Raw genomic sequence first — 26,143 nt, forward strand, 5'->3', positions numbered from 1 at the left:
TGTAAATGTAGAATTTATCACTTCTTTTAGATAATTGTATTGCAGGAGCGATGTAACTTTTTCTAAATTTGCCCCCGCAATGATTCATTTTAAGCATAAGCGTATCGACAAGTCCGAGTCCAAGTACAAGAGACTGAGTCGTATTTATTATAACCGCATGTTCCCGAAAAGGCAGGATGCCCTGAAGGTGGCGTGGTCAGTTGCCGCCGGCGTGTTTATTGGAATTTGGCCCACTATCGGCATAGCGATTATCCTCACGGTGGCCTTTTGTGCCTTGTTCAGGCTTCCGAAGGTGCCTGGGATTGTTGCTTCTTTCGTAGCTAACCCTCTTACCCAGTTCGGATTCTTTTACCCCACGGGTTACGCTATCGGATGCAAAATTTTAAACCCCGAAAAGATCAATTTCGACTTCCTTTCGGAATTCGAGGGTCTTTCTTTCAAGAACTGCATTTCGGTCATTTCGCACTTGTGGCACGATGCGGCTGGGCATTTGGCGGCCTTTATGATAGGAATCACGATTGTTGCTGCCATTGGCGGTGCAATCTTCTTTTTCCTGGCCTATTTTATTGTAAATTATCGCAAGAAAAAGTGGCTGGATGCAAAGACAAGCTACATCCAGAGCTTGATTGCTGAAGACGAAGCTTTAATTAAAGCAGCACACAAAGGAAAACACCCTATGATGCACATTTACCCGTTCAAGGCGCTGCGCCCGGTGAATCCGGCCGAAGCCGAAACGATTTCTGCCCTCCCATATGACGTGATGAACCGCGCCGAAGCAAAGGCCATGGCCGAAGGGCTCCCGCATTCCTACCTGCGCGTGACTCGTGCGGAACTGGAACTCCCTGATTCCGTGGATGCATACGATCCGAAGGTCTATGCGCATGCTCGCGAAAATCTCGACAAGATGATTGCCGAAGGCGTGATCGCTTACGATAAGAAGCCCTGCCTCTATGTTTACCGCCAGACGATGAACGGTCGCGAACAGTACGGCCTCGTCTGCTGCGTTCCCGCTGCCGACTATTTTAACGGCATTATCAAGAAGCACGAACTGACCCGCGCCGACAAGGAAGAAGACAGACTCCGCCATGTGCTCGCCACCAATGCCAACACCGGTCCGGTGTTCCTGACTTACCGCGACCAGGGCCAGTTCGACGTGTTCGGTGCCGTGACCAAGCGTAAGCCCGTGTATGACTTCGTAAGCAAGGGCGACGGATTCGGCCATACGGTTTGGATTATCGACGATGACGCCGAAATCGAAGCCATCCGCAAGTCCTTCGAAGCCGTTCCGGTTAGCTACATTGCTGACGGTCACCACCGCAGTGCTGCCGGTGCTCGCGCCGCCAGCTACCGCGCCGAACAGAACCCGAACAACACCGGTGACGAAGAATACAACCGTTTCCTCGCCATCCTCTTCCCGAGCACCCAGCTCAAGATCCTTGACTACAACCGCGTTCTCAAGGACCTGAACGGCCGTACTCCGGAACAGCTCATGGACGAAATGAAGAAGGTGTTCGATATCGTTGCCCTCGACAAGATGCAGAGCCCTGCCAAGCAGAACCAGGTGAACTTCTATATGGGCGGGCATTGGTACGCTTGCACCTTCAAGGCTGAATACCTCAAGAACCTCGGCCCGGTGGACAGCCTCGACGTGGCTCTCCTCCAGAAGCTTATCTTGAAGCCGCTCTTCGATATCGACGACCCGCGTACGTCAAAGCGCATCGACTTCGTCGGTGGCATCCGCGGTCTCGGCGAACTCGTGAAGCGTGTGGATAGCGGTGAATGCGCCTGCGCCTTCGCTATGTATCCGACGACTCTGGATCAGCTGATGAACATCGCCGACGCTGGCGAAATCATGCCGCCGAAGAGCACCTGGTTTGAACCCAAGCTCCGCGACGGTCTCCTGGTTCACTCGCTGGACTAATTGCTTAACAGGTTTGAGCGATGAGCTCGGAGCTAAAGCTCCTTTGAGTCCGTTTCGCTCAGAACTTAAAAAATGAGCCATAAGGTTTTCGCCTTATGGTTCTTTTTGTATTTACTGTAAATACGCTAAAAGTGCCGAGACCTCATACCTCAAAGCACCGCAGGTGCGACCTCACTCCTCTTCTTCTTCCGGAGCTAAGAGCGAAAGGGCATAGTCCAAAGCGCGATTTGCGTAACGCTGAATGGGGTAGATGACTTTGACTTTGATTCGGTCCGGCCATTCCATGTAGCGCCCGATAAAGTCCTTGTGCGTAAAGTAGCCGAGTTCGCGGGAATCGGGGCAGCTGGAGCCCTTGATGCATGTCATGTAATAGCAGTCTTCTTCGATGACAATCATGTTCAAGGGCTCATCCAAGTATTTTTCCGGTTCTTCTTTTGGAGGGGCTGGCTTTGCAGGTGCAGCGACCGCAGAATCTTTTTTCGTTGTATCATTCTGAGTTGAGTCGGATTTTGCGGCTTTGCTGGAATCGACGTGCGCAACTTTCACGGAATCGGTCTTAATGGAATCGGAGGCGGTAGAATCTGCAGAAGACATGGGCGGGGGAGTGAGTTCGAGCTTGGCGGGCTTCAGGCGGAACAGTTCGCGCTTGATTTTAATGGGGGCGTTGCCCGGCTCGGCTTGACGAATCTGGAGCTCAATCAGGTAACGGTCCTGCCAAGGCAAATAGTCGACTTCCTTAAGGCTTACCTGGCGGTTTGCGATCTTGGTGGCTCCCACGCGGTCAATGTTGATTTCGCGGTCGCCCTGCCAGAGCGTCGACTTGATTGCAATCTTTTCGCCATGCGTATGCAGGTAGGCTAAAATGTAGTCTTGTTCAACCTCATTTAATTTGTCAAAATAAAGCGTGTCGCCGGCCTTGGGAACGTAAATCGTTTGGCTCTGGATAAAGGCGTCTTCGCCCTTCCACTTGTAATTGCGGTGCGGCGTACGCACGCGCCCTTTGTCTGTGATTTCAATGGAGTCGCCCGGCATGGCGAGCACCCTGCGTACCATGGTTTCGCCGCTTTTGAGCGAAAGCCAGACAATGTCCTGTTCCTTGATTTTGGAAAGACATTGCGGTAGTTTGCACATCCAATGGATAGACTGTTCCTTGAACTTGGGCGTCATCGACGCATCCATAATCTTGACAGGCGCAATCGCATAAAGGCGTGCGACAAAGGCTGCTCCGCAAATGAATAACAAGAACAGGAACAAGAGAAAGATATGGCTTTGCGAATTCTTTCGCTGCAGCCTTTTCACCTTTCTCGAAAGTCTGGACATTGGACTTAGTCCCCGTTATTCGTGGAGTTGTCAGAAAGCGAAAGCACGGCGAGGAACGCCTTCTGCGGCACTTCCACCGAGCCGATGCTCTTCATGCGCTTCTTACCTTCTTTCTGCTTTTCAAGGAGTTTGCGCTTACGGGTAATGTCACCGCCGTAGCACTTGGCAAGCACGTCCTTGCGCACCGCCTTCACGGTCGAACGGCTAATGATCTTGCCGCCGATGGCACCTTGAATCGCCACGTCGAACTGCTGGCGCGGAATAAGGTCCTTAAGCTTCACGCAGATGGCGTTGGCGTAAGTGTGGGCCTTGTCCTTGTGGATAATCACCGAGAAGGCATCCACCGGGTCTCCGTTCAACAGAATGTCGAGCTTCACGAGGTTGTTTCTGCGGTATTCGCTTGGCGCATAGTCGAGGCCTGCATAGCCGCGGCTTACGGACTTGAGGCGGTCGTAGAAGTCGAACATGATTTCGGCGAGAGGCAGGTTATACTTGAGAATCACCTTTTCTTCGTCGAGGTATTCCATGGTCTCGAATTCTCCACGCTTTTCTTCGCAGAGCGTCATGAGTGCACCCACGAATTCCTTGGGCGTGAATATTTGTGCCTTCACGTAAGGTTCTTCGATGTGGTCGTAACGGCTGGCATCGGGGAGCTTGGAGGGGCTTTCGATCTTTACCATCGTTCCGTCACTCATGTACACGTGGTATTCCACGTTCGGCACCGTCGTGATGATGTCCACGTTGAATTCGCGATCCAGACGCTCCTGCACGATTTCCATGTGCAAGAGTCCGAGGAATCCGGTGCGGAATCCGAAGCCGAGCGCCTCGGAGGTTTCCGGTTCCCAGCTGATGGCGGAATCGTTCAGGCGGAGTTTTTCCAAAGCTTCGCGCAAGTCCTTGTAGTCTTCCGGGTTGATGGGGTAGATGCCGGAATAGATCATCGGCAGAATATCCTTGTAGCCCGGGAGCGGTTCGGTAGCCGGATTGGCGGAATCGGTCAAGGTGTCGCCGATTTTCACGTCGCTAATCGTCTTCACGTTGGCAAGCACGTAACCCACCATGCCTTCAGTCAGTTCTTCGCGCGGGTCGCGGCGCATGCTGAAGGTTCCGACTTCTGTCACCATGTATTCGGCGCCGGTCTTCATCATCTTGATCTTCATGCCGGCCCTGATCGTGCCTTCGACAATGCGGATGTAGTTGATCACGCCGCGGTAAGAATCGTACACGGAGTCAAAAATCAAAGCCTTGAGCGGATTGCCCGTATCGCCCTTGGGGGCCGGGATTTCGTCGACAATTTTGTCGAGAACCTGGTCCACGTTTAGGCCAGTCTTTGCAGAAATGCGCGGAATCTTGTCGGGGTCGTAACCGAGCAAGTCGCCTACGAGCTGAGCCACATGGTCTGGCTGTGCGCCCGGCAGGTCCACCTTGTTGAGCACCGGGATAATTTCCAGGTCGTTTTCGAGGGCGAGGTAGAGGTTCGAAAGCGTCTGGGCTTCGATACCCTGGCTTGCGTCCACCACCAGGATGGCACCTTCGCAGGCGGCGAGCGAGCGGCTGACTTCGTAGGTGAAGTCCACGTGCCCCGGTGTATCGATCATGTTCAGAATGTATTCCTTGCCATTTTTTTCGTACACCATGCGAATGGCGTGCGCCTTGATGGTAATGCCGCGTTCGCGTTCAAGGTCCATGTCGTCCAAGAGCTGGTTCGTCATTTCGTTCTTCGAAACGGTCTTGGTCAGTTCAATCATTCGGTCGGCAAGAGTCGATTTACCGTGGTCGATATGGGCGATAATGCTGAAATTTCTAATGTTGTCGTTTTGCGGCATAATTACGATAAGATTATCTGGTGAAATTACCGGGTGAATCCTGCTATTTTTCGGGCTAAATATAGAAAATGCGCAATGGACTTTGACAAAAAAAGCTATATTAACAATATAAATCAAAGATGTGCACCATCAATCATGGTTGATATGAAAAGACCTCTAGTTTTTGTTGCCCTTGTGACAGCCCTCGTACTTGGCTTTTTCAGTTTTGGATTCGCTCAGGGAAAGGTGTTCAACAAGGATTATTCCGCTATTAAGGCAATCGATGCTATTATTGAAACACACGAAGGCAAAATCGTGGTTTCGCTAGATTTCAAGTCCGCTCCCAACACGGTTGCGAATTTTGTTGATCTCGCAAATAAGGGCTTTTACAACGGCCTCACGTTCCATCGCGTGATTCCCGGATTCATGATCCAGGGTGGCGATCCCGAAGGTAACGGCAAGGGCGGCCCCGGTTATACGATCGATGACGAAATCAGCTCTTTGAAGCACGAAGCCGGCGTTATCTCGATGGCCAACCGAGGCCCGAATACGAACGGTTCGCAGTTCTTTATCACGCAGACGCCGCAGCACCATCTAGATGGCAAGCACACGGTGTTCGGTAAGGTTCTCGAAGGCGAAGATGTCGTTTGCCGTATTGAACCCAATGATAAAATTATTAACATCACTATCGTGGAAAAGAAGTAATCTATGAGTTCTAAGAAAGTATCGTCCAAGGCTCCGGCAAAGAAACCCGCAGCAAAGCCTGCCAAGAAGGCTGCTCCGGCAAAGCCCGCCAAGGCCCCTGCTAAAGCAGTGAAAAAGGCTGCTCCGACCAAGCCTGCAAAGGCTCCGGCCAAGAAGGCTGCTCCGGCAAAACCGGCTCCGAAGGCCCCGGCCAAGAAGGCCGCTCCGGCAAAGCCTGCAAAGGCTCCTGCCAAGAAGGCCGCTCCGGCAAAACCGGCTCCGAAGGCTCCGGCCAAGAAGGCTGCTCCGGCTAAACCCGCTCCGAAGGCGAAGGACTCTAAGAAGACTGCAGCTAAGGCGGCTCCTGCAAAGGCCCCGGCCAAGAAGGTCGCGGCAAAGCCCGCTCCGGTTAAGGCTGCAAAGCCTGTTCCGGCAAAGCCCGCCAAGGCTCAGCCCAAGCAGGTCGAAAAGCCCGAAGTGAAACCCGATGTCAAGGCTGACAAGGCTCCGAAGGCTGCCAAGGCAAAGAACACCAAGCCGGCCGAAGTTGTCGAAAACGTCGAACAGCCTGTTGAAACTCCGGTTGTCGAAAAGAAGTCCAAGAACGCTCCGGACTACGCCTACGCAGTGCTTCTCCAGGGTGTCAAGCGCCTTTCCAAGACCATCATGTTCGTGAAGGTCGACGAATCCGAAGACCGCTCCAATAAGAAGAAGATGTCTAGTGATGTCAAGAACCTTGACATGAAGCCGACCTCTGCGATCCGCCACAAGTCGTCCCTTGCCGAAGAAACGCAGGAAGAACTGACGGAACGTATTCTCAAGGAACTCGAAGAACAGAACAAAATGTTCGAACGCGAAGCTGCCACGCAGATGTGCACGCGCTGCAACCGCAACCTCGTGTCTCCGGAATTCTGGGTCGACAAGCACCTCGGATTCTGCGAAGAATGCGCCGCTATCCTCAAGCTCGGTCAGTCCAAGGAAGCCCGCAAGGTGGAATACCAGCTCGGTGCCATGGACGGCGACTCCCTGGATGAAGAAGATGACGATATTATCGGACCGGACGCAGACGACCTGAAGGAAGCTGAAGAAGATCTCGCCGAAATGGGTGAATAGTCAGTCTACGGAATATCGATTATTCGGAAATATGAAATCCGCTCCCGGTTCAAACGAGGGCGGATTTCTTTTATAAGCGAGTTTTTCGAACCCGGCGAGCGGGCTTGCTACGGCTAGTTCACCTTGCGCATGACGCCGATGAGCTTGCCGGCGATAGAGAAGTGCTTGTCCTTCTTGACGATAATCGGGCGGTAGCGCGGGTTGGCCGGGCGCAGTTCGATATGGTCTGCGGCGGGGTGGTAATACTTGACGGTCGCTTCGTTGTCGACCTGGGCCACGATGATTTCGCCGCGGTCGGCCGTCTTTTGCTGGCGCGCGAAAATGAGGTCGCCATCGAGGATGCCTGCGTTGATCATGGAGTCGCCCTTGACGCGGAGCGCAAAGACGTCAGAACGGCAAGCGAGAAAATCTCGGTCGATGGTGACGGTGCCTTCGAGGTTCTGCACGGCGAGAATCGGCGTACCGGCAGCGACGCGGCCCACGATAGGAATTTCAATGGTATTTGCCGGAGCTTCGGCACCTTCGTTGTTGCCGCTGTCGACGACTTCGATACCGCGGCTAAGTCTGGGGGAGCGGTTGATGTAGCCCTTCTTGATGAGGGCGGCGAGAATGGAACGGACGCCGTTCGTCGAAGAAATCTCGAAATGGTTGCCGATTTCGCGGACCGTAGGCGGCATGCGGTTTTCCTTGGAATACTTCTTGATGTATTCCAGGATTTCTTCTTGACGGGTGGTTAGCTCTTTGCGTTTGCTGTTGTTTTCCATGTATAAACCTCGCTTTAATAAATTACATACACAAATATAATGCACAATTGGGCAATTGTCAATAGGTTCACTGCACAAAATTTCATTATTTTACAAGACTCACTCATGCCATTTTATATGTCAACCCTGGGTTAGCAAAATTTTCCCAATCCGTCAGCCTTTCGAAACCAGCAAATTCACCCCGAAAATGCAGCTTTTAGGCTGTTTTGGCTATTCTGACCGCCGCAGCATAACCACAGCCAATTTACAGCGAATAAAAATTTTTAACGCTGCAATACGGAAAGGCTTGACAGAGCCGAAAATCTTTGTTTTATTGGTTGATTACTGGATGTTGAAAAAGCCTTTGATTCTTCCCAAAAGGTCGTACAGTTTGCCGTTTTTTTGTGGCATCCGTTGTGCTTTGACTTTATGGATGCGAATCGTTTTTTGTTCCGGCATTTCCAGTTTTTGCATCGGATCTCCGATAATCGATTCTCCATAGAACCAATCGTAAAGGTCTTCCTTGTGACTGTACTGGTTCCTTTTCACTCTTTCGTTTACCCATTCCCGGAACGATTCGCCAATGAACTTGTGCTCAAAGGCGTAGTACATGAAACCATCCATTTGGTCGCTTCCACTGGTTTTGGACGAACCGATACTTACAAAACCGCCGTTAATCGTGTTAAAGATATGCTCACTTCCAACAGAGGCACTATTGGCGTTGCCGTAGAAATCATAGCAGGTAAGTGGACCACAGCAGGCAAAGTGGAAGAATCTCGGTGAGACGCACATGTTCCTTTCCACTTGTGTTATATCCAGTCCGTTTCCAAGGCCTGTCTGGCCTCCGTGCCCACCATAAAGGGCCCAATCATACTTATCTGATTTTATGTTGTCTAGATATTCCTGTCCATCGGCGATAGACTTATCAAGGGAGTCTGGGGAATAAAGAAGGCTCAAACCATCAACGAATTTCTGGTCGAGAGGATTGTTTAGGCCTCCTTCCTCAGTTAGGAACATGGCACTACGCGTAGCTTTCTTGAACAAACCGAGATAGTAGTTGTGGATTTTCTCGAAATAGTTCAATAAAAGTGTTTTTGGGTTACCGTAGAAACCAGCCGTATTGGGGTCAATTCGAGAAACCCATATTTCAAAGGAATCAGAAACCGCGCCACTTTTGGAATAGTGCCCGTCAAAGACTCCATTGGATTTTCCAGAAATCCAAAGGTGCTTTATGTCTTCTTCGGGGAGCGAATCTATCATGAAAATATTTCCGTAAAAGGTTTGGTTGAGACCGCGTGTGCTCTTGTCATTTTGACGCCAAACGGAATCAGGGATTGGTATATAGGAGGCATTATTCCCGCATTTCCATTTTAGTGTCAGATAAGCGTCGCCAAATTCCTCTGCATAGTTTAGTTTGAATTTGTAGAGACTGTCTTTCTTGAATTGAAAAGCGCTGTAATAGGGAATGTCCCAGTTGTTGAACCATGCATCAATGAGCAGGGAATCGTTAATCCAAAGGCGCCTGTCGTTGTCCGTGGTAAGTTGCAGGGAACAAAGTGCGGTGACTGGAGATTTTATGTATCCGGAATATGCAATTGAAAAACTATCTGCCGGTACCTTCCCTGGTATCGGAGAACCGTTGATTACATTGAAGTTTAACGTTGTCGTGGTGGTGTCAAACAACTTTCCGCCATGGGCTTCGGGGCCTCCGGCAGCCGTGTCTTTCCAAACACCGTCAAGGTCCATGAAGTAAAGGTCTGTTACCCAGCGCTGGTACCGGAATCCTTCTTGTGTTTTCTGGTAGAATTCAAATTGAGCGCGCGGAATGTCTCCAACAAAGATGGCGCCCGTGATGGAATCCTTCTTGCTTACGAGTATTTCTTTTAGGTCGGTGGCTTTCCCGCCGTTCTTCTGGGATTTGAAAGACACGATAGTAGCGTTTACTTGATAAGTATTCCAGATGTCATCCGTATAGGTGTCTATGGCATTCTTGATTTCGTTGTCTTTTATCATTTCGTCGTCAACGACGATGAGGATATCAGATGCTTTGCTCCATGCGCAAACAGAAAATAGGAGAATTACCCCTAAAAAGTATTTAAGTGTATTTTTCATGAAAGCCCCCCTTGACTTCATTAAAGATAAAATGACTTTTTGAGGAAAATATATATTTTTTTTGTTCGAAAGGGCTGTTTTTAGGTTAAAATCCACTTTAAATGATGGGGAAAATGTTAATTTATTGAAGGTGAGGCTAGTATGTCAACGATAGCGTCGGGCTTTAAACTTATATACCATGGAGACAAACGATTGTCTATTAATGGTCAAAATGGGTATAGAAGAGGAATAAGAAAAAGAAAATGGATCAGAAAAAGGAATATGTCACTTCGAAAATGGATGTGCTCGAATACATGGTCCAAACATCTCTTTTGCAAGGGAGTCCGGATGCTCCTGAGCTCACTAATGGTGAATTCGACTAATCCATTCCATAAACCCGTATAAAAAAGAAAGGCTCACTTATCGTGAGTCTTTCTTTTGTTCTGGAGGTGAGGGGAGTCGAACCCCTGTCCAAAATCACGTCCATGCACGTTCCTACAAGCTTTCCCTTCGTATTTAAGGTCTCGTCTGATCTACGCCCAAGAAGGTCGGCGCGGACTTTGACCAGCCTAGTGAATCTCGGACTCTAGCCCCAGGCATGCAAGAATCCTATCCCATATTGCGTCCGGACGTACATCCCGATGGGAGCGGAATGAGGCCCGGCGTTGCCGTTAATTAGGCAGCGAGTGCGTAGTTTTCGTCAGCACTTATTTTTTTTCAGACTTTTTTACGAGTGCCCTCGTCTGAGACCTCGGCTTGCAACTAACACTTCGGTAACCCTGTCGAAACCAAAGCACCCCCGATGGTAATCGGGGGTCTTTGGGTTCGACTTGTCGACTAAATGCGAGCTAGCGAGCATTTAGGCCCTTAAGCTCACGAAGTGAGCGCAAGGCCCGTAGGGCGAGCTTAACGCGAATAGCGTTAGGCGAGGCAAACCAGAGCACCCCCGTTTGGAATAAAAACTAGGTTAAAACCTGGTTTTAACCCCGTAGGGATTATTAGTTGGTACAAATATACAAATATATCGCCCTTTTTCAAAGATTTGTCAAATTAGATAACATCAAAGCATACCCCTTTGTAAACTTTTTGACAAAGCGATTCTGTGTTTCTATCTTATTTTTACAGATAAAGGGCGGAAAAACGTTATTTAACGCTTTTCTAAATACGAACGAGGATAACATGAGAGCTATTCAAAAGACCACGGGTCTTTTTGCGCTTCTATTTGCGTGTACATGCGTTTTGGTTTCTGCTTGCGGCGGTGATTCCAGCAGCTCCGGTACACCTGAAGATCCCGAAGAAGATGTGCACCCGGCAAAAGAAGCCGGTGTCGACAACAAGGTCTCTGATTCGAAGGTTACCAAGGACAAAATTTACGATTCTAGCGTAGGAGCCTACTTGAATACGGTCCAGTTCGGCATGTACGTCTGGCTAGAAGACAATGCTACCGAAGGCTACTCTAGTAGCACCATGTGCTACAACGACGATCCCGATAACTGCTATGCGTACGGCCGTATGTACCACCCGGGTTACGCCCGTTGCCCGAGCGGATTCTCGGTTCCGACCAAGGATGACTGGTCGGGAACCATGGCTTACATTTCCAAGTACCCCGAAGTCGCTTCTTCGTTCGGATTTTCGATGGGTGGTTATTGCTATGAGGGTTTGCACGGGGTTGACTGCGCGGACTTGGACAAGGCGGGCTACTACTTGGCTGGCGACAATACGATTGCCATAGTCAAGGGACGCTCGGTTTCGTTCAGGCCGGCAGACGAAGAAAACTTTTACCAGCTACGTTGCCTAAAGTACACTTATCTTGTGGCGACTGTCGAAGACCTTCCGCATTGCGATTCTATTACCCGTAGCACGTTGCAGCCGTTCTATGTCATGAGCGAAAAGACCAATTATAAGTGCTCTGGTACGCGCTGGGTAGACGATTTCTCGAATAGCTGTGGCAGTTCCGAAAACGGCATGTCCGCAGTGTACAACGATACCATGTATATCTGCAAGTTCCGTGAATGGCAGGTTGCCGATATCTCGGATTCCAAGGACGCTTGTACCGACGAGAACGACCGCACCACTTATTTGTTCAACGGCAATCTGTACGCTTGCGAAGATGGAGCATGGCGTTCACTCAAGAATCTTGAATTGAAGTTGGGCTACTGCAGGCCCAGCATGATCGGGACACTCGATTCTCTTGAAACGACGACTTCGGCATCGCAGTCCAATTATTATTCGAACGAAGTCAGGCCTTACGATTCGTACGCATTTTATGCCTGCGATTCTACGGGATGGCGTACGGCGCTCCTGAGCGACTATATGGGCAAATGCGACAGCACCAGGGAATTCAAAGAAGGCGAACTGCATGAAGTTCGCTACGTTTGCCGAAAGGGCGTGTGGGATACCTTTACAAAGCTGGAAAGTGAAATCGGTGTTTGCTCTCCCAAGAAACAGGGCGTTATTGACACGACCGAAAGCGAGGTCGCGTACATTTGCGACGAAACGTCCTGGCGTACCGCGACCAAGTACGACTATTTGGGCGACTGTGTTCCGAAAGTCGAAAACAAGATTTTGCCTTACGGCGGCGACAAGTACATCTGTCTTGAAGACGGTTGGTACAAGATGAATAATCTTGAAGTCGACATGGGCCTTTGCACGGAGAAACGTGATGGCGAAATCGATTCGACGGAATCGGGTTACGCCTACATTTGTGATGGAGGATGGCGTGAGGTTAAGGCTGTAGATATCGGTGGCGTATGCGATAGTACCAAGAACCTCAAAATCGTCAATGTGAACTCGCGTAAGTATTATTGCTTCTCCTCATCTTGGAATACCCTTAATTCCCTGGACGAAGAAATTGGATTCTGCACCGCGAGTAATAAAGGAAAGAAAGCCTCCACCAAGAGTGGTTCGACTTATTACTGTGAAGAGAATGGCTGGAGAATAATGGACCGCTATGAAGTCTTATTGGGTATCTGCACAAGCTCAATGGAAGGATCGACCAAAAAGAATGTGGATGCAGTCTTTGTGTGTACGAGCGGAAGCTGGAAAAAGGCAGGTACTGATATCGTACTTGGTACATGCGACAGCAAGTCCTCGGGGGTGACTAAAACATATCTGGGTACCGTATATGGATGCCGCGAAAACAAGTGGGTTGTACCGGATTCCCTGGACAAACTCTTGGGATTCTGTGCAGGTAATAATTCCCGTGAGGTCGTTTTAAGTGGTGACACATATTATCGCTGCAACAGTCATAATTGGGTTGCCATCAGTGCGGTGATCGGAGCCCTGGGAACCTGTAACGAGGAAAACTACGATAAGTACAAGAAAGGCTCGGACGGAATCATGTACGCATGTCATAGTACTAGCATCTCATGGACACGAGTTGATAATATGTATTTGTTCTATGGCGAGTGCGGTGCTAGTAAAGATGGAGAAAGGGTCGTATTCAATAATGAGGAATATGTCTGTGACATCAAAACATCAAACGGATGGAAAAAACTGGATTCTCTAGATAAGGCTCATGGAACTTATTGTGGGTATTCGAGCGTTGGAGATACGGTTACTTATCATGGCGTACACTATGTCTGTAAGGCTCAATCGTACGCGTATAAATGGCAAAAGGCGACAGACCGTGAATATATGGGATACTGTACGGCCGCTCGCGAAGGACATACGATGTTCAACGGAGCAAATACCAGTAAGTGTACCGGCCAGAAGTGGGTTGGAGTTAAAAAGACATTTACCGATTCCAGAGATAGCAAGAAATACAATTACGTAACCATTGACGGGCTAGATTTCATGTCCCAGAACCTCAATTATGCCGGTGTGGATTCCACCATTTGTATTTCGAGCAGCACGGCGACAAATTGTGACGAGTGGGGACGACTCTATAGCCCTTCTACCGCGGCGAAGGCGTGTCCATCGGGTTGGCGCTTGCCTGATTCGACGGAGTTGCATGACATGCTTACAAACTTGTACAATCTCAATAAGTTCTATGCCTTCTATGGCGATGGATGGAACTTGATGCCCTATCCAACAGCTGCTTTCACCGATACAACGGGATGGCATGATGAAGACCTCTATGGCCTGAATATAACTCCGACCGGTTATGAGATTGCCTATCTTCAAAACGGGATGGATCCGATGAGGTCGAGAATGGCTGATAACATGTCGGTCTTTTACTGGACTGCGTCTGGGGATTATTGGGGACGTGGTAGACCGTTTGGATTCTATGAATCTACTCAGTATCAGAGTGTTCGTGTGATCGGTATGGCGATTCGCTGCGTCAGGTAATTGGATAAAAATCGAGGTCTCCGGTATATCCAGGAAACTGTGGACGATTCGCGCAGTTGGAGATGAGTAAAAAAAAGCTATCTTTGGTGCGATGGTAGAATCCCTTTCAGAGTTCATCACATTTGCCCGCAGTGAAACGCTAAACCTCTTCAGCAAGGCTGAAGGGGGCGCGCTTCACGTGAATGGCGCTACGGTTCCGGCGGCAGCCATGATGGTGGCCTCACGGTTCCTTAAAAAGCCGAACCCGATTCTGGTAGTGGCCAAGGATTACAAGAGCGCCGAGAATTGGGTCGAAAATCTGGAAGGGCTCTTGGGCGAAGAATTTGTCCGTTTTTTCCCGTCGATTGGCTTGAAACCTTACGAAAAGAAGGTGCCGTTCGAAGGCGTTGTCGAAGAACGCCTCAAGTTTTTCCGCGATGTAGAGGGCGCGAATCCTTTTGTAACGGTTTGTCCGCTGGATTCGTTCTTGATGCGGCTTCCGGCACCGCATACGGTGATGAAGGATTGCCTTGAACTCAAGGTGGGCGGTGTTGCCGAGCCTTCGTCGCTTCGCCCCTGGTTCCTGGATCACGGATTCGTGGAACAGCCTGTGGTTTCGGGGGTGGGGGAGTTCTCCATTCGCGGATGCATTGTCGACGTAAACTGCCTTCTGTACCCGCACCCGATCCGTATCGAATTCTTTGGCGACGAGATTGAATCGATCCGCAGCTTCGACATTTTCTCGCAGCGTTCCGTGGAGACCATGAAGTCGGTGAAACTTTTCCCGATGGGCGAATTTACGGTCAAGGAACACGAGGCGGCGTGCTACAACGGCGACCTTTCGGGGCTCTGGTGGCACCGCGGGCGTTACCAGACGCTCAATTCCAGCCTGCTCGACTACTTGCCGAAGGCTTCGTTGGTGTTTGAAGAACTTTCGCTTTTGTCTGAGAATGCGGCTAAGTATTATGTGAACTGCGAGAACACCTTCAGGGAAATCCGCGAAGTCGATACCGAGGCGGTGGACCCGGCGCATACCTGGTTCAAGATGGGCGAACTTTCGCGCCAGTTTGTGGGCCGTACCTCGATGGATGTTTCCCGCGTGCAGCTCAATGATGGCAATAGTCATGAGCTGAATTGCAAACCGCAGGATTTCTCGTCGAACGGGACCGATTCGGTCGCCAAGGAAATCGAGGAATTTGCCGCCCGCGGCGGAACCGTTTACGTGGTCGCCCCGACGGCGGGTGCGCTTGGGCGCATCAAGCAGATGCTCGAGGGCTTGCCGGTAGAAGACTACATTGTGGGCAACATGTCCGAAGGTTTCTGGCTCGAAGACGACGGAATCGCCTTCCTGACCGAAACCCGGATTTTCAATCGTCATTCGAACAAGACCCGCAAACGCAAAATCGCGGGCTCCGTTTCTAGCGCCCTGATGATAGAATCGCTGAACCGCGGCGATTTCGTTTCGCACGAAGATCACGGCGTGGGCAAGTACTTGGGGCTTGTGCGTGTGAACGTGAATGGCGGTATGGTGGACTGTGCCTTGCTGGAATACGCCGGCGGAGACAAACTCAAGTTCCCTGTGGCGGACTTGCAGAAGATTGAACGCCTCGACACGCAAGAAACCCCTCCCAAGTTGGATAAATTGGGCGGCAAGGCCTGGGAAAACCTCAAGGAACGCGTCAAGAAAAAGGTCATTCAGATTGCGCGCGAACTGGTGGAACTTTACGCCAAGCGCGAACTGGTGGAAGGCTTCGATTTCCCGCCCGATGGCAAGCTTCAGAAAGAATTTGAAGACGCCTTTGAATACGACCCGACACCCGACCAGGTGAAGGCTACCGAAGATATCAAGCGCGACATGGAATCGCGCCGCCCGATGGACCGCCTGATTTGTGGCGACGTGGGTTTTGGAAAGACCGAAGTCGCCATGCGTGCGGCGTTCAAGTGCGTGGTGAGCAAGAAGCAGGTGGTGCTCCTGGTGCCGACGACGATTTTGGCGGCCCAGCATTACGAAAACTTCATGGACCGCTTTGCAGGCTTTGGCGTGAATATCGCGCTAGTGAACCGCTACAAGAGCGCCAAGGAAAAGAAAGAAATCTTCAAGCAGGTGAGCGAAGGCAAGGTCGACATTTTGGTCGGTACGCACAGCCTGCTTTCCGAAAAGAACCAGTTCAAGGATTTGGGCCTTTTAATCATCGATGAAGAACAAAAGTTTGGCGTGAAGCAGAAGGAAAAATTGCGTGAAATGCGCCTCGCAGTCGATACGCTCAGCATGAGTGCTACACCGATTCCGCGCTCGCTGCACCTGAGCATGACGGGCGTTCGCGATATTTCACTGATTAATACGCCGCCCATGAACCGCTTGCCTGTAGAAACCAAGCTCATGAAGCGCGACGACATGGTCATCAAGCAGGCCATTGAAGATGAACTGGCTCGCGGTGGCCAGGTGTTCATTGTGAACGACCGCGTTCAAAGCATTTATGAACTGGCTGACGATATTGAACAGCTCGTGCCTGAAGCGCACATCGGTATTGCTCACGGGCAGATGAACGATCGCGATCTTGAAAATGCGATGGAAGCCTTTATTTCGCGCAAGTTCGATATCCTCGTCAGTACGAGCATTATTGAATCGGGCTTGGATGTTCCGAATGCGAATACCATTATCATCATGAACGCGCATCACTTTGGCATTAGCCAGCTTTACCAGATGCGCGGCCGCGTGGGCCGCAGTAGCGTGCTAGCGAAGGCGCTTTTGGTGATTCCCGCGAAGAACGAAATCTCGGCGGAATCCATGCGTCGCCTGAAGGCGCTGGAACAGTTTACCGACCTCGGTAGCGGTTATCAGCTGGCCATGCGCGACTTGGAAATCCGCGGGGCGGGCAACTTGCTCGGCCAGGAACAGCATGGCTTTATTGCCGAAGTCGGCTTTGAAACTTATGTTCGCCTAGTGCGCGAGGCGGTTGAACAGCTGCGCGGCGGCCCGTCCGAAAAGCCGATTCAACCCCGTGTGGAACTCGGCGTAGACGCTTACTTGCCCGAAGACTACATTCAGGATGGCCTCACTCGAATTTCGATGTACCAGCGGATTTCACGCGTAACGCATACTGACGAAATCGCGGGGCTTGCGCAGGAACTCGCGGATCGTTTCGGGCCCGTGCCCGAAGCCGCCAAGATGTTGTTGCTGGTGACCGAAATCGGGCTCTTGGCGGGGCGGCTCCGCATTCAAGGCCTGGTACAGCGCAAGGGAATGCTCGCGGCCACCTTCGTGGAATTCCCGCCGCCCGATCCGCGAATCATCAGCGAGATGTATGCGAATACGCAGTTCCCCATGCGCATCATGGGCGGCTCGCCGCTGCAAGTCGTGATTGAACTCGGTAAGGGAAATGCGGTGGAACTCGCCGAAAAGGCTCTCAAGGAGTTCCGCGCCTTTGCAGTGATCAAGGCCGATTCGACGGTCCTGAAGAGTACGAACTCGTCAGCCGCGAAAAACTAGCGGATTAGCGAACGAGTTGTTCCGTTTCTTTCAAATGCTCCATGAGGGCATCTGCAATTTTCGCGACAGATTCATTCTTCAAAAGGTTCGCCGTGCAGAAGGTTTCGTCGGCATCGGTTTCAAACCGGATTTGTTCTGCAGGAATCTGCGGAATGGCATCAAGGGTTGCCTTTTTGTGGAAGGAGTCCTGGTGCAATGAGAAAATCGGATTGAGTTCCTGGGCAGATTTTACGGTAGAAATATCGCCGCCAAAGCGGTGGAATACCGTATGCACCATGGGCTTGTTCGGATGCTTTCTGCCGGGGTAGTTGCAGTCTTTTAAAATCTTGACAATGCGGCCGTAGTCGCCGACACAGTGAATGTGCAAATCGCGATGGAGTCTTAGTGCAAGTTCCACGTGGCGCTTGAATGCGGCTTCTTGAAGCGAACTTTCTGTGGCTGAATAGCCGGGGTAGCGCTTGTCAAGACCGCATTCGCCGACGCCTGCATCGGGGTTGTCGACAAGAATCGTTTCGAGACGTTCCCAGTCGGCTTCCGTCACGTCGGCAATGGCCATCGGGTGAATGCCGTAATTGCGGGTACAGCCTTCAAAGAGCATGGCGCTCATCTTCTGGAGAATTTCCCATTCATAAGGCTCGCATGCGATTGCATTGAAGTGCACCCCCCGTTCCGTTAAGGTCCGGGCAAGCGTTGTCGGCTGCGGAAGCCGTGCCAAATGAAGGTGAAAGTCGTACATACCCTTAATATAATCCCGAAAAAGGACTTTTTATCAATGAAAAACAAAAAAAGTTCTTGTTTTTTTGTGCGAAAAAGCCTAATTTAAGAGTATTCATGTTTCTAGCGTTAAAAAGGAGTTTTTTATGCGCGATCTTTTGGAAAAAGCCTTAAACAAGGGTCTTGGCGTTTCATTTACCGTTGAAGGTGGCTTTGCTGTAATCCGTATTACTAAAGGCAACGATGTCGTTGCATCCTGCAGCCTTGGTTCGGGTGATTTCCGCACGAGCGTAGAAGATTCCTTGCAGTCTCTGTTGCTAGACCTTGACCGTAAGGGCTTGTAAAAATACAACTCCAGAATATTCCAACTTGTATTTTTTAAAAATGAAACATCCCGCGGAATTCCCGCGGGATGTTTTCATATGCGTTAGAGCCGAGCAGTCTTTTAGTTGATACGTCCAACCAAGTTACCCGAGATGGTGTAGTCCTTGGTGCAGCCGTAGCTGTGGAAACCTGCAGACAGGCTGAAGCGGCTAGTGAAGGCCTTTTCGAGATAGAGAGCAGCCAAGACATCCTTGATGTGATTGGGCTTCTTGCTCATGCCCCAGAAGTCGCGGTGTTCATGACGGTCGCCAACGTATTCGGCTTCGACAAGGATTCTGTCGACAACCGGAGTGTAGATTGCGATACCGCCGGTAACGGGAATCACGAGGTCGTCGGCCATGTCCATGAGGGCGGCTTCAGCGAAGATGTCCACCGTGTTGGAGACAATCGGCAAGTTAGCCTTCAAGGAAGCGTTGTGCTTGATGTCGGCCTTGCTGTCGTAAACGACATCGAACATGTTGCTGCGGTAAGCAAGCTGAACCTTGAGGGCGGAAATGCCGGCGAGGTTGTGGAAGTTGAATGCAGCACGCAGATCACCCTTGTTGAGGTTTTCGGACTTGCTGATCAAAGAAATGAAACCGGACATGTTGTCAGACGGAGTGAAACCGAACATCAACTGGTTTTCAGACGGCTGGGTAGAAAGGAATCCGGCCAGGTAACCGTCGATGTAACCACCGAAGTAGTCACCGCTCTTGTCGGTGTTGTCCCAACGACCGACCTTGAAGGTGAACAGGTCTGTTTCCTGCATGGCCCATGCTTCGTCCAGAGAGTAGTAGTCATCTCCATACTGGCGGGTGCCTTCGCGGAGTTCTGCCTTCTTGGTTGTCTTGTCGAGGTTGTCGTCAGACCTGAGGTCGGCGGGGTAGAAGGCTACGCCAATCTTGCCCTTGAAATCGTCTGCTTCGGCGAGTACGGCGAAGTTAGCTTCACCCTTCCAGGTTTCGAAGTTGTCGCCCATTTCGTCGTCTTCGCTAGACCAAAGAACCTTACCGGCTTCGAGTTCGAAGTCAGCGTTGATGTCGAAGTTAATCTGGTTCACCGACATCACGGCGTTCTGGATCATTTTTTTCTTTTTGCGCTTTTTCTTCTTGGCCGGTTTCTTTGCCGGTTCAGCGGCGGCGACTTCGGCTGCCGGAGCGGCTTCTTCTGCCTTTACTTCTTCGGCCTTGGCTTCTTCTTTCGGCTGTTCAGCCTTAGCTTCTGCCTTCGGGGCTTCGGCGGGCTTCACTTCTTCAGCCTTGGCTTCTTCTTTCGGTTGTTCAGCCTTAGCTTCTGCCTTCGGGGCTTCGGCGGCCTTCGTTTCTTCAGCCTTTGCATCGGCCTTCGGCTGTTCTGCCTTCGCTTCTGCAGCAGGCTTTGCTTCAGCCTTGGCGGGTTCGGCGGCCTTGGCGTCAGCCTTTGGCTGTTCTGCCTTGGCTTCGGTCTTAGCCGGAGCGGCGGCCTTGGCGTCAGCCTTCGGCTGTTCGGCCTTGGCTTCAGTCTTTGCCGGAGCGGCTGCAGGTTCAGCAGTTTTTGCCGGGGCTGCAGTGGCGGGGGCTGCTGCAGGGGCCTTTGCTGCCGGAGCAGCAAATACGGCTGCGGCCATAATGCAAGAGGCGATAAACATCTTCTTCATAAAAGGAACTCCTTTATATATTCCACATGTTAAATTTTAGCAAAATATTCCTTCTTTCAACAATAAAAAGTTAACTTTACTCCCACAAAGAGGTTAAGTTTTGAAAAAAATTCATTTTTTTACGGTTTTAATTTCGCTCTGTTGCACATTTTCGTTTGCTCAGGAAACTTTGACAGTTTATAAGAAATCCGCTAATGGCATTGATGAAAATTCTCCTGCAGGTTCGCTTGTCTTTACAGACCAAATTCGGGAACTTCCGCTTCCCATGGATTCTGTAAAAAAAGTCATGGTCGTTAGGGATACAATTCAAGTTAAAGACCGCAAGGGCAATGTCAAAAAAGACAAAAAGGGACGCCCCAAAATCAAGGTGAAAAAGCGTCGCGTTACGATTTGGGAAAAGGTCGAACCCAAGGAACCGCCCCGCTTTGTTCCTATCCAGTGCAAGCTGGGTGAAGTTTGGGTCAAACGCGCCGACCTCGCCCGGTTCCAACAGGCGTCCATGGACTTGAGCGGTGAATATGCATCCTCTACCGGTAGCGTGTTCCTCAAGAAGTCTCCGACCAATCCCCGCTACTTCTCGTTTGTCATTCAGAATGGTCCGTTCGGCTACCGTGCTGAACTCGAAGCCAGTAATTTGGAACTCCGCGAGGCAAACGGACATGCCCGCTTGACTTATTCCGAAGAAGGCTGTACGGTAGATATCGCCGTTGCAGACCGTAAGGTGAGGGTTGCCCAGCGTGGTTGCGCCGAATATAATTCCGGCAAGTACAAGCTGGAAGGCGAATACAGCAACTACAAGGGTAATCGCCGCACGGTAGAAACCTTCAATATGCCCGAACAGAGCTTCAAGTACAAGAAGTACCTGTGGTGCGGGAGCGGCTTCGACAGTTGCGAAAAAGTCAAGGACGACAACGGAGTCGTGACCATTACCTGGAGTAAGGGCGGCAATGGATTCATTGAACGCGTCGCCGGTGAAGATGTCCATACTTACCGCCCGTTCGAACACGTGATTCCGCACAAGCGCGATTTCTATAACGGCGAAAAGCCCATTGCCATCAAGACCAAGCGTACCGATATGGCGGGCGAGTGGATGATTTGGTACTTCTACCCGCAGGCAGAACGATTCAAGATGGTTCGTGCCGGCATGCGCGAAGATATCGCCTACATGGAAATCTATGAATAAGGCGCTAGAAAAGTCGAGAGTCCTCTTTCTGGATACAGGTGCCGTGGTGCGCTTGCTACAGATGCACCCGGATTATTATCCGGTGGTGTCTTCGGTTCTTGACTTTGCCTACGAAAATAACTTGACCATTTTGGTATCGAACGTTACTTTATTTGAACTTTCGAAGAAAGCCTTTGCCGCTGGCGAAGGTCTTCTGTCGCGTCAGTACCGCGAATTCTTTGAACATTCCCGCAATGTCAAGGCTTGCGAAGTCACGGGCGAGATTGCCGTGAAGGCGGCCGAACTTGCGGCGAAGAATCTTTCAACCGAAGAATCCATGCGTTTGGCAACCGCTTACGTTTGCGGTGCCGACTGCATTCTGACGGATTGTACAGCCTTCCGCGACATGACGGATATTCCTGTTGTGCTCCTCGACGAAGTAGAGTAGTGCAATGTGGAATGAGGAATGTGTGATGTGTAATTAAACATCTCACATCACACATCTCACATTATAACTGCGGGATTACCTGCGTGCCTTCAAAGGCGTTTTTGTAGTGCACGAACTGCAGGGGCTTTTGGTAGGCTCTTGCTGTCAGCACGTCAAAGCGAGAAGGCGTGTCAAAGCCTAAAGGTGCATGCTCTTTTTGTGTGGCTATAAAATGGCAGGCGGTCTTCCAGATTTTCTTTTGCTTTAGGGTGTTTACGCGGGCGGCCGGATTTCCTTGCTGGTTGTTCCACACGGACTTGACTTCAACAAAGACGAGTGTCTCTCCGTCGCGGGCGACAATGTCCAATTCTCCGCCCATGTAGGCGTAATTGCGGGCGAGAATCTGGTAGCCTTCGCGGCTTAGGTAGGCCGACGCGAGTGTTTCGATGTAGTTACCCTTGGGCCGATTGGATGCTTTAGACATGTTGTTAAACATAGAGTTCCTTTTTGAAGAGTGTCTCTATGTATATACGCCAGTTTTTAGAAAAATGTGAAAAATGAGCCCGATTTTATTCCGAATTATAATTCCAACTCCGAACTCTGAAATCTGAACTCCAAAATCTGAATTCCGAGTTCAAACTCCAACTCCGAACTCTGAAATCTGAACTCCGAAATCTGAATTCCGAGTTCAAACTCCAACTCCGAATTCCGAACTCCGAACTCTGAATTAAATTAGGGCAGTTCCATGCCCAACAGGCGAATTTCAGAAATGGCGAAGTCTTCGTTTTCTCCATCGTAGACTTCATCCAGGTAAACCTTGAGTTCGCTGGTTTCCATTGCCTGAATATTCGGGTACTGCATTCCGCGGATGTTTTCAAGCTTGATTTTCTGCTTGAATCCGTCCTTGGTTTCGAGCGTTACGATCTTCGGCTTCTTGAAAATGCGGAAACGGTCGCCGAAGGCGTCGTCTACGGATTTCTGGTAACCGATAGCGATGCCGAAATGCGTCACGATGGCGTTACCGTCGAAGTAGAGCGTGAGTACCGGATTCTGCGGCTTTTGCGGCATCGTGTGGAGCCATGCCGTCTTAAGGTCGTTGTCGTTCAAGTTCTTGAGCGGGTAGCCGTTGCTTTCGTCAATTTCGAGAGCCTTGGTTTCGTAGTTGCCAAGAGCTTCGCTCCATTCCAGTTCACGCAAGGTACTTTCGGGCTTGTGCGTCAGCATCAGCAAAATTAGGAGCATGATGATGAGCGGGAAAATGAAGATGGCAAGAGCCGTGAGCTTCTTTTGGAGCATGCGGGCGCGCGGCGTGATGATGTTTGCCATTTCGGCAATCGATGCCGTGCGGCGGCGGAGCGGCGTGTGGCCCATGGTGGGGCGCTGTACCGTCTTTTCGGTAGGGAACACCTGGTCGCAGGCGTCCAGGAATTCCTGCATGTCATGGAAACGTTCGTTCAGCTTTTTCCTTAAGCACTTGAGGATCAACTTCGAAAGTCCGGGGGGCATGTCCTTGCGGAAAAGTTCTGGTGCTGGCGGCTGTTCCTGAACGTGCTTCAAGGCGATTTCTACCGGGCGATTGCCTTCGAAGGGGAGGCGGCCGCAGGTCATTTCGAAAAGGATCACGCCCATGCTGTAAATGTCAGACTGAATGGTCACGTTGTCGCCGTGGCACTGTTCAGGGCTCATGTATTCGGGGGTACCCATGGTCATGCCCGTGCGCGTGAGTCTGTCCTTTTCCATTTCCTGGATGTAGGAAATGCCGAAGTCCATGATGTAGACTCGGTTGTCGCGGGTAAGCATGATGTTCGAGGGTTTTACGTCGCGATGAACGATGCCCTTGCTATGAGCGTAAAGAAGTCCGCGTGCAATCTGGCGGATAATGACTTCGATTGCTTCGAACGAAAGCTGTTCCTTCTTGTGCAGAATGTCGGCAAGGTTAATGCCTTCCACATAAGTCATGGCAATAAAGAGCTGGTTCTTTTCTTGACCGAAGTCGAATACGTGAACGATATTCTGGTGGTCCAGTTCCTTCATTGCCTGCGCTTCCATATAGAAACGCTTGATCGCTTCTTCATCGGAAGATGCGTCCAAAATCTTGAATGCGACTTCGCGTCCGAGCCTTTTGTCTAGGGCTTTGTAAACATTTCCCATGCCCCCCTTACCGAGGGTGCCAATGAGGTCGTAGTTTTCGTTAAAAGGACGCGGAAATACTTCAGACTTTTGCGGGGCGATCATTTTGCTTTCTTAGACCAGTTTAGTTTTATTGCAACCACAATATAAAAACATAATGTGATGCCGAGGGCAAGGATTGTGTTTTCGATAGCGTCTTTGCGCTCTAGGAGCAGGTTTAAAAGGCTTGCCTGGTTGTAGCGGGACCAAATAATGGTCGAAAGAATGCGCCCGATAGCTTGCATTTGGTCCAAGGGCACCAGGGCTCCGGCCAAGGCGACCTGCGGAATAATCAAGAGCGGGAGCATGGCGTTTGCTTGCCCGGCGTTTTTAGAAAGCGAGCTTACGGCAAGGCCTACGGCAACAGGCGGCAGAACCATCAGCAAAATCACGGCCAAAAGCGGTAGGGGAGAGGGCCAGATATGCGTACGGAATCCGACAAAGGCAAAAACGATAAAGGTCTGGATGAAGGCGACCGCTGTGGGGAGAATCGCTTTGGCCAAAATGGTCGGAAGAATCGGGACTCCCTTGCGGAATTCTGCCTGCAAGATTTCTTTTTCCTGTACGATTTCCCGGATCGAGAGTGAAAGCGAAAGCCAGTTCGCCGAGAGTATGATTGCAAACGCGACAATCCAAAGCGATGTGGCGTCCGAGAATATTTGCGAGAACAGGAATCCGATAATGAGCGGCTGCAAGAGAAGCGTGAGGAATTTGCCTTTGTCCCGGAACCATTGCCTTGCGGTGATTGCAATCTTGTACAGGAAAACGGGGGACAGTTTGGTCTTCGGGAAAAAACTGGGGACCAACGCTTCGAGAGCCGAGGTGTTTCTTACGGGACCGACACGGTTCTGTAGAATGGTTTGCCAGTTAGAAGCCGTGTCGTCGTTCAAGTTCGTGAGAATCGTTTCGGGATCTTCGCTGTCAAAATAGCGGTAAGCTTCTTTGGGGGTGCCATAGAAAGCCTGTTTGCCTTGGTGCAGCACAAGAACCTTGTCGGCGATTTCAAGCGCTTCGTAGCTGTGCGTGGTCAAGATAATTGTGTGCCCGAGAAAGGCGAGCTGCTTCAAGTGCGTGCAAAGAATCTTGGAGTTGTAAGGATCGAGGCCAGAAAGCGGTTCGTCGAGTACAATCAGGCCCGGATTTCCCATGAGTTCTTTAGCAAGGGCGACTCGGCGGCATTCGCCGCCGCTGAGCGTGCGAATGGGGTTGTCAAGCCTTGCGCTCAGCCCGAAAAGTTCGCCGAACTTTTCGAGTCGCCCAGTCGCATTGCGCTTGAAATCGATCTTGGACATTCCGACCCGCGCTCCGTCCAAGAGCGTTTCTTTAACGGTCAAGTCGCGGCGCAGTTCTGGATCTTGCTCCAAGAAGGCGATATGCTTGCGGATTTCTTCGTTGCGGTAATCGAGCTTTCCGATGCTTACAAAGGAATCGTTACCGCTCTTATGCTTGCCCTGCAGCAAGCGCAAAAGGGTCGACTTGCCTTGGCCCGAACGTCCGATGATGGCGAGGATTTCTCCTGCATGCAGCTTAAAGTCAATGCCCGAAAGCAGTTGTTTTTTTCCGGCAAAGACATCCAGGTTTTCGATTTCGACATCGAATCCGAGCGGCAAGTTCTTGCAAGTGAGTTCGCCCTGCGCGTAGCTCATGGTGCAGCCCGGCAGGCGAATCATTCGGCCTTCTTCCAACTGAATCAATCGGGTGGATTTCCCTTGCGTATTGACAATTTTGTCATTAAAGCTGATTTCGGCTTTTCCGGCATGGAGTCTTGCGCTAGTGCCTTCAGGAATATCCATGTGCAGGCTGTCGAGAGATTCCCAAGCGCTATTCAGACTCTTGGTTTGCACCAAGTCGCGCTCGACCGATTCCATCAGCAAAAGCTGCAAGTGCCCGCGTTTGAGGGTCGCACGGAGCTGCATCGGGCCAATCTGAATGGTATCACCATCTTCAAGTTCTGCCGATTCGACATCGTTTCCGTTGACTTGTGTCACGCTGTTCTGCGTGAGGTTCTTTAGGTTCCAATGCTTGCCTTCGAATTCCAGCACCGCATGGTAGCGCGAAACCATCGGGTTGTCCAGTACCAGAGAGTTATCTGGCTTGCGACCGATGGTAAACGGCTCGCCAATTTGCGGAGTGACTATTCTAAACGACTGCATTTGGTTAATGAGGAATGAGAAATGTTGAATGAGAGATGTTTGATGGATTTTTAATTACACATCACACATTTCACATTTCACAT

Annotated in this window: 17 protein-coding genes, 1 other RNA gene and 1 pseudogene; 9 read left to right on the top strand and 10 right to left on the bottom strand. The window is 50.7% G+C overall.

Annotated features, from left to right (window positions below):
- Nucleotides 1-79: 79 nt before the first annotated feature.
- Nucleotides 80-577, top strand: a pseudogene (locus B7988_RS15440) (DUF2062 domain-containing protein); the annotation flags it as partial.
- Nucleotides 578-676: 99 nt separating this feature from the next.
- Nucleotides 677-1,921 (top strand): DUF1015 family protein, encoded by a 1,245-nt coding sequence (locus B7988_RS05940; protein ID WP_349291491.1) that lies wholly within the window; start codon nt 677-679, stop codon nt 1,919-1,921.
- A gap of 171 nt (nt 1,922-2,092) precedes the next feature.
- On the opposite strand, the gene B7988_RS05945 is transcribed toward B7988_RS05940, so the two are convergent.
- Both B7988_RS05945 and lepA read right to left on the bottom strand, forming a co-directional pair.
- On the bottom strand, nt 2,093-3,241 hold the full coding sequence (locus B7988_RS05945; RefSeq protein ID WP_088657201.1) for a S26 family signal peptidase: 1,149 nt from the start codon (nt 3,239-3,241) through the stop codon (nt 2,093-2,095).
- A 5-nt stretch (nt 3,242-3,246) separates the two neighbouring features.
- On the bottom strand, nt 3,247-5,067 hold the full coding sequence (lepA, locus tag B7988_RS05950) for a translation elongation factor 4 (RefSeq protein WP_088657202.1): 1,821 nt from the start codon (nt 5,065-5,067) through the stop codon (nt 3,247-3,249).
- Nucleotides 5,068-5,325: 258 nt separating this feature from the next.
- On the opposite strand from lepA, the gene B7988_RS05955 reads away from it, so the two are divergent.
- Nucleotides 5,326-5,751: a peptidylprolyl isomerase gene (locus B7988_RS05955; protein ID WP_073322228.1), complete on the top strand. Its 426-nt coding sequence runs from the start codon at nt 5,326-5,328 to the stop codon at nt 5,749-5,751.
- 3 nt (nt 5,752-5,754) lie between these two features.
- Nucleotides 5,755-6,843 (top strand): hypothetical protein, encoded by a 1,089-nt coding sequence (locus B7988_RS15160; RefSeq protein WP_212668293.1) that lies wholly within the window; start codon nt 5,755-5,757, stop codon nt 6,841-6,843.
- 113 nt (nt 6,844-6,956) lie between these two features.
- On the opposite strand, the gene lexA is transcribed toward B7988_RS15160, so the two are convergent.
- The 3 genes from lexA to ssrA form a co-directional block, all read right to left on the bottom strand.
- Entirely contained in the window at nt 6,957-7,607 is a 651-nt protein-coding gene (lexA, locus tag B7988_RS05965) for a transcriptional repressor LexA (RefSeq protein ID WP_088657203.1), read from the bottom strand.
- A 321-nt stretch (nt 7,608-7,928) separates the two neighbouring features.
- Entirely contained in the window at nt 7,929-9,698 is a 1,770-nt protein-coding gene (locus B7988_RS05970) for a PA14 domain-containing protein (protein WP_170930550.1), read from the bottom strand.
- A gap of 420 nt (nt 9,699-10,118) precedes the next feature.
- Nucleotides 10,119-10,478: a transfer-messenger RNA gene (gene ssrA, locus B7988_RS05975) on the bottom strand.
- 378 nt (nt 10,479-10,856) lie between these two features.
- On the opposite strand from ssrA, the gene B7988_RS05980 reads away from it, so the two are divergent.
- Together B7988_RS05980 and mfd are read left to right on the top strand one after the other, a co-directional pair.
- Entirely contained in the window at nt 10,857-13,967 is a 3,111-nt protein-coding gene (locus B7988_RS05980) for an FISUMP domain-containing protein (protein ID WP_088657205.1), read from the top strand.
- Nucleotides 13,968-14,058: 91 nt separating this feature from the next.
- A complete protein-coding gene (gene mfd / locus B7988_RS05985; protein ID WP_088657206.1) occupies nt 14,059-17,436 on the top strand; it encodes a transcription-repair coupling factor in 3,378 nt (1,125 codons plus the stop codon).
- A gap of 4 nt (nt 17,437-17,440) precedes the next feature.
- Here the strand turns inward: mfd and B7988_RS05990 are convergent, their stop codons facing one another.
- Nucleotides 17,441-18,172, bottom strand: a complete 732-nt coding sequence (locus B7988_RS05990) for a TatD family hydrolase (protein WP_088657207.1) — start codon at nt 18,170-18,172, stop codon at nt 17,441-17,443.
- Nucleotides 18,173-18,296: 124 nt separating this feature from the next.
- Between B7988_RS05990 and B7988_RS05995 the strand changes: the two genes are divergently transcribed.
- Nucleotides 18,297-18,494, top strand: coding sequence for a hypothetical protein (locus B7988_RS05995; protein ID WP_073321998.1), 198 nt, complete (start codon nt 18,297-18,299; stop codon nt 18,492-18,494).
- Between the two features lie 101 nt (nt 18,495-18,595).
- Here the strand turns inward: B7988_RS05995 and B7988_RS06000 are convergent, their stop codons facing one another.
- The gene (locus B7988_RS06000) at nt 18,596-20,149 is read right to left on the bottom strand and encodes a hypothetical protein (RefSeq protein WP_073321995.1); all 1,554 of its coding nucleotides are present in this window, start codon (nt 20,147-20,149) and stop codon (nt 18,596-18,598) included.
- 169 nt (nt 20,150-20,318) lie between these two features.
- On the opposite strand from B7988_RS06000, the gene B7988_RS06005 reads away from it, so the two are divergent.
- Both B7988_RS06005 and B7988_RS06010 read left to right on the top strand, forming a co-directional pair.
- Nucleotides 20,319-21,332: a hypothetical protein gene (locus B7988_RS06005; RefSeq protein ID WP_249268876.1), complete on the top strand. Its 1,014-nt coding sequence runs from the start codon at nt 20,319-20,321 to the stop codon at nt 21,330-21,332.
- Nucleotides 21,325-21,759, top strand: coding sequence for a PIN domain-containing protein (locus tag B7988_RS06010; RefSeq protein WP_073321990.1), 435 nt, complete (start codon nt 21,325-21,327; stop codon nt 21,757-21,759). Before B7988_RS06005 ends, B7988_RS06010 begins: the two co-directional genes overlap by 8 nt.
- A gap of 61 nt (nt 21,760-21,820) precedes the next feature.
- On the opposite strand, the gene B7988_RS06015 is transcribed toward B7988_RS06010, so the two are convergent.
- The 3 genes from B7988_RS06015 to B7988_RS06025 form a co-directional block, all read right to left on the bottom strand.
- Nucleotides 21,821-22,234 (bottom strand): YraN family protein, encoded by a 414-nt coding sequence (locus B7988_RS06015; protein ID WP_088657209.1) that lies wholly within the window; start codon nt 22,232-22,234, stop codon nt 21,821-21,823.
- A 236-nt stretch (nt 22,235-22,470) separates the two neighbouring features.
- On the bottom strand, nt 22,471-23,973 hold the full coding sequence (locus B7988_RS06020; RefSeq protein WP_088657210.1) for a serine/threonine-protein kinase: 1,503 nt from the start codon (nt 23,971-23,973) through the stop codon (nt 22,471-22,473).
- Nucleotides 23,970-26,060 carry an ATP-binding cassette domain-containing protein gene (locus B7988_RS06025; RefSeq protein WP_088657211.1) on the bottom strand — a complete coding sequence of 697 codons (2,091 nt, stop codon included), beginning with the start codon at nt 26,058-26,060 and terminating at the stop codon, nt 23,970-23,972. The genes B7988_RS06020 and B7988_RS06025 overlap by 4 nt, the downstream gene beginning before the upstream one ends.
- Nucleotides 26,061-26,143 lie beyond the last annotated feature (83 nt).

It is taken from the genome of Fibrobacter sp. UWB1, assembly GCF_002210325.1.
Classification (GTDB): Bacteria; Fibrobacterota; Fibrobacteria; order Fibrobacterales; family Fibrobacteraceae; genus Fibrobacter.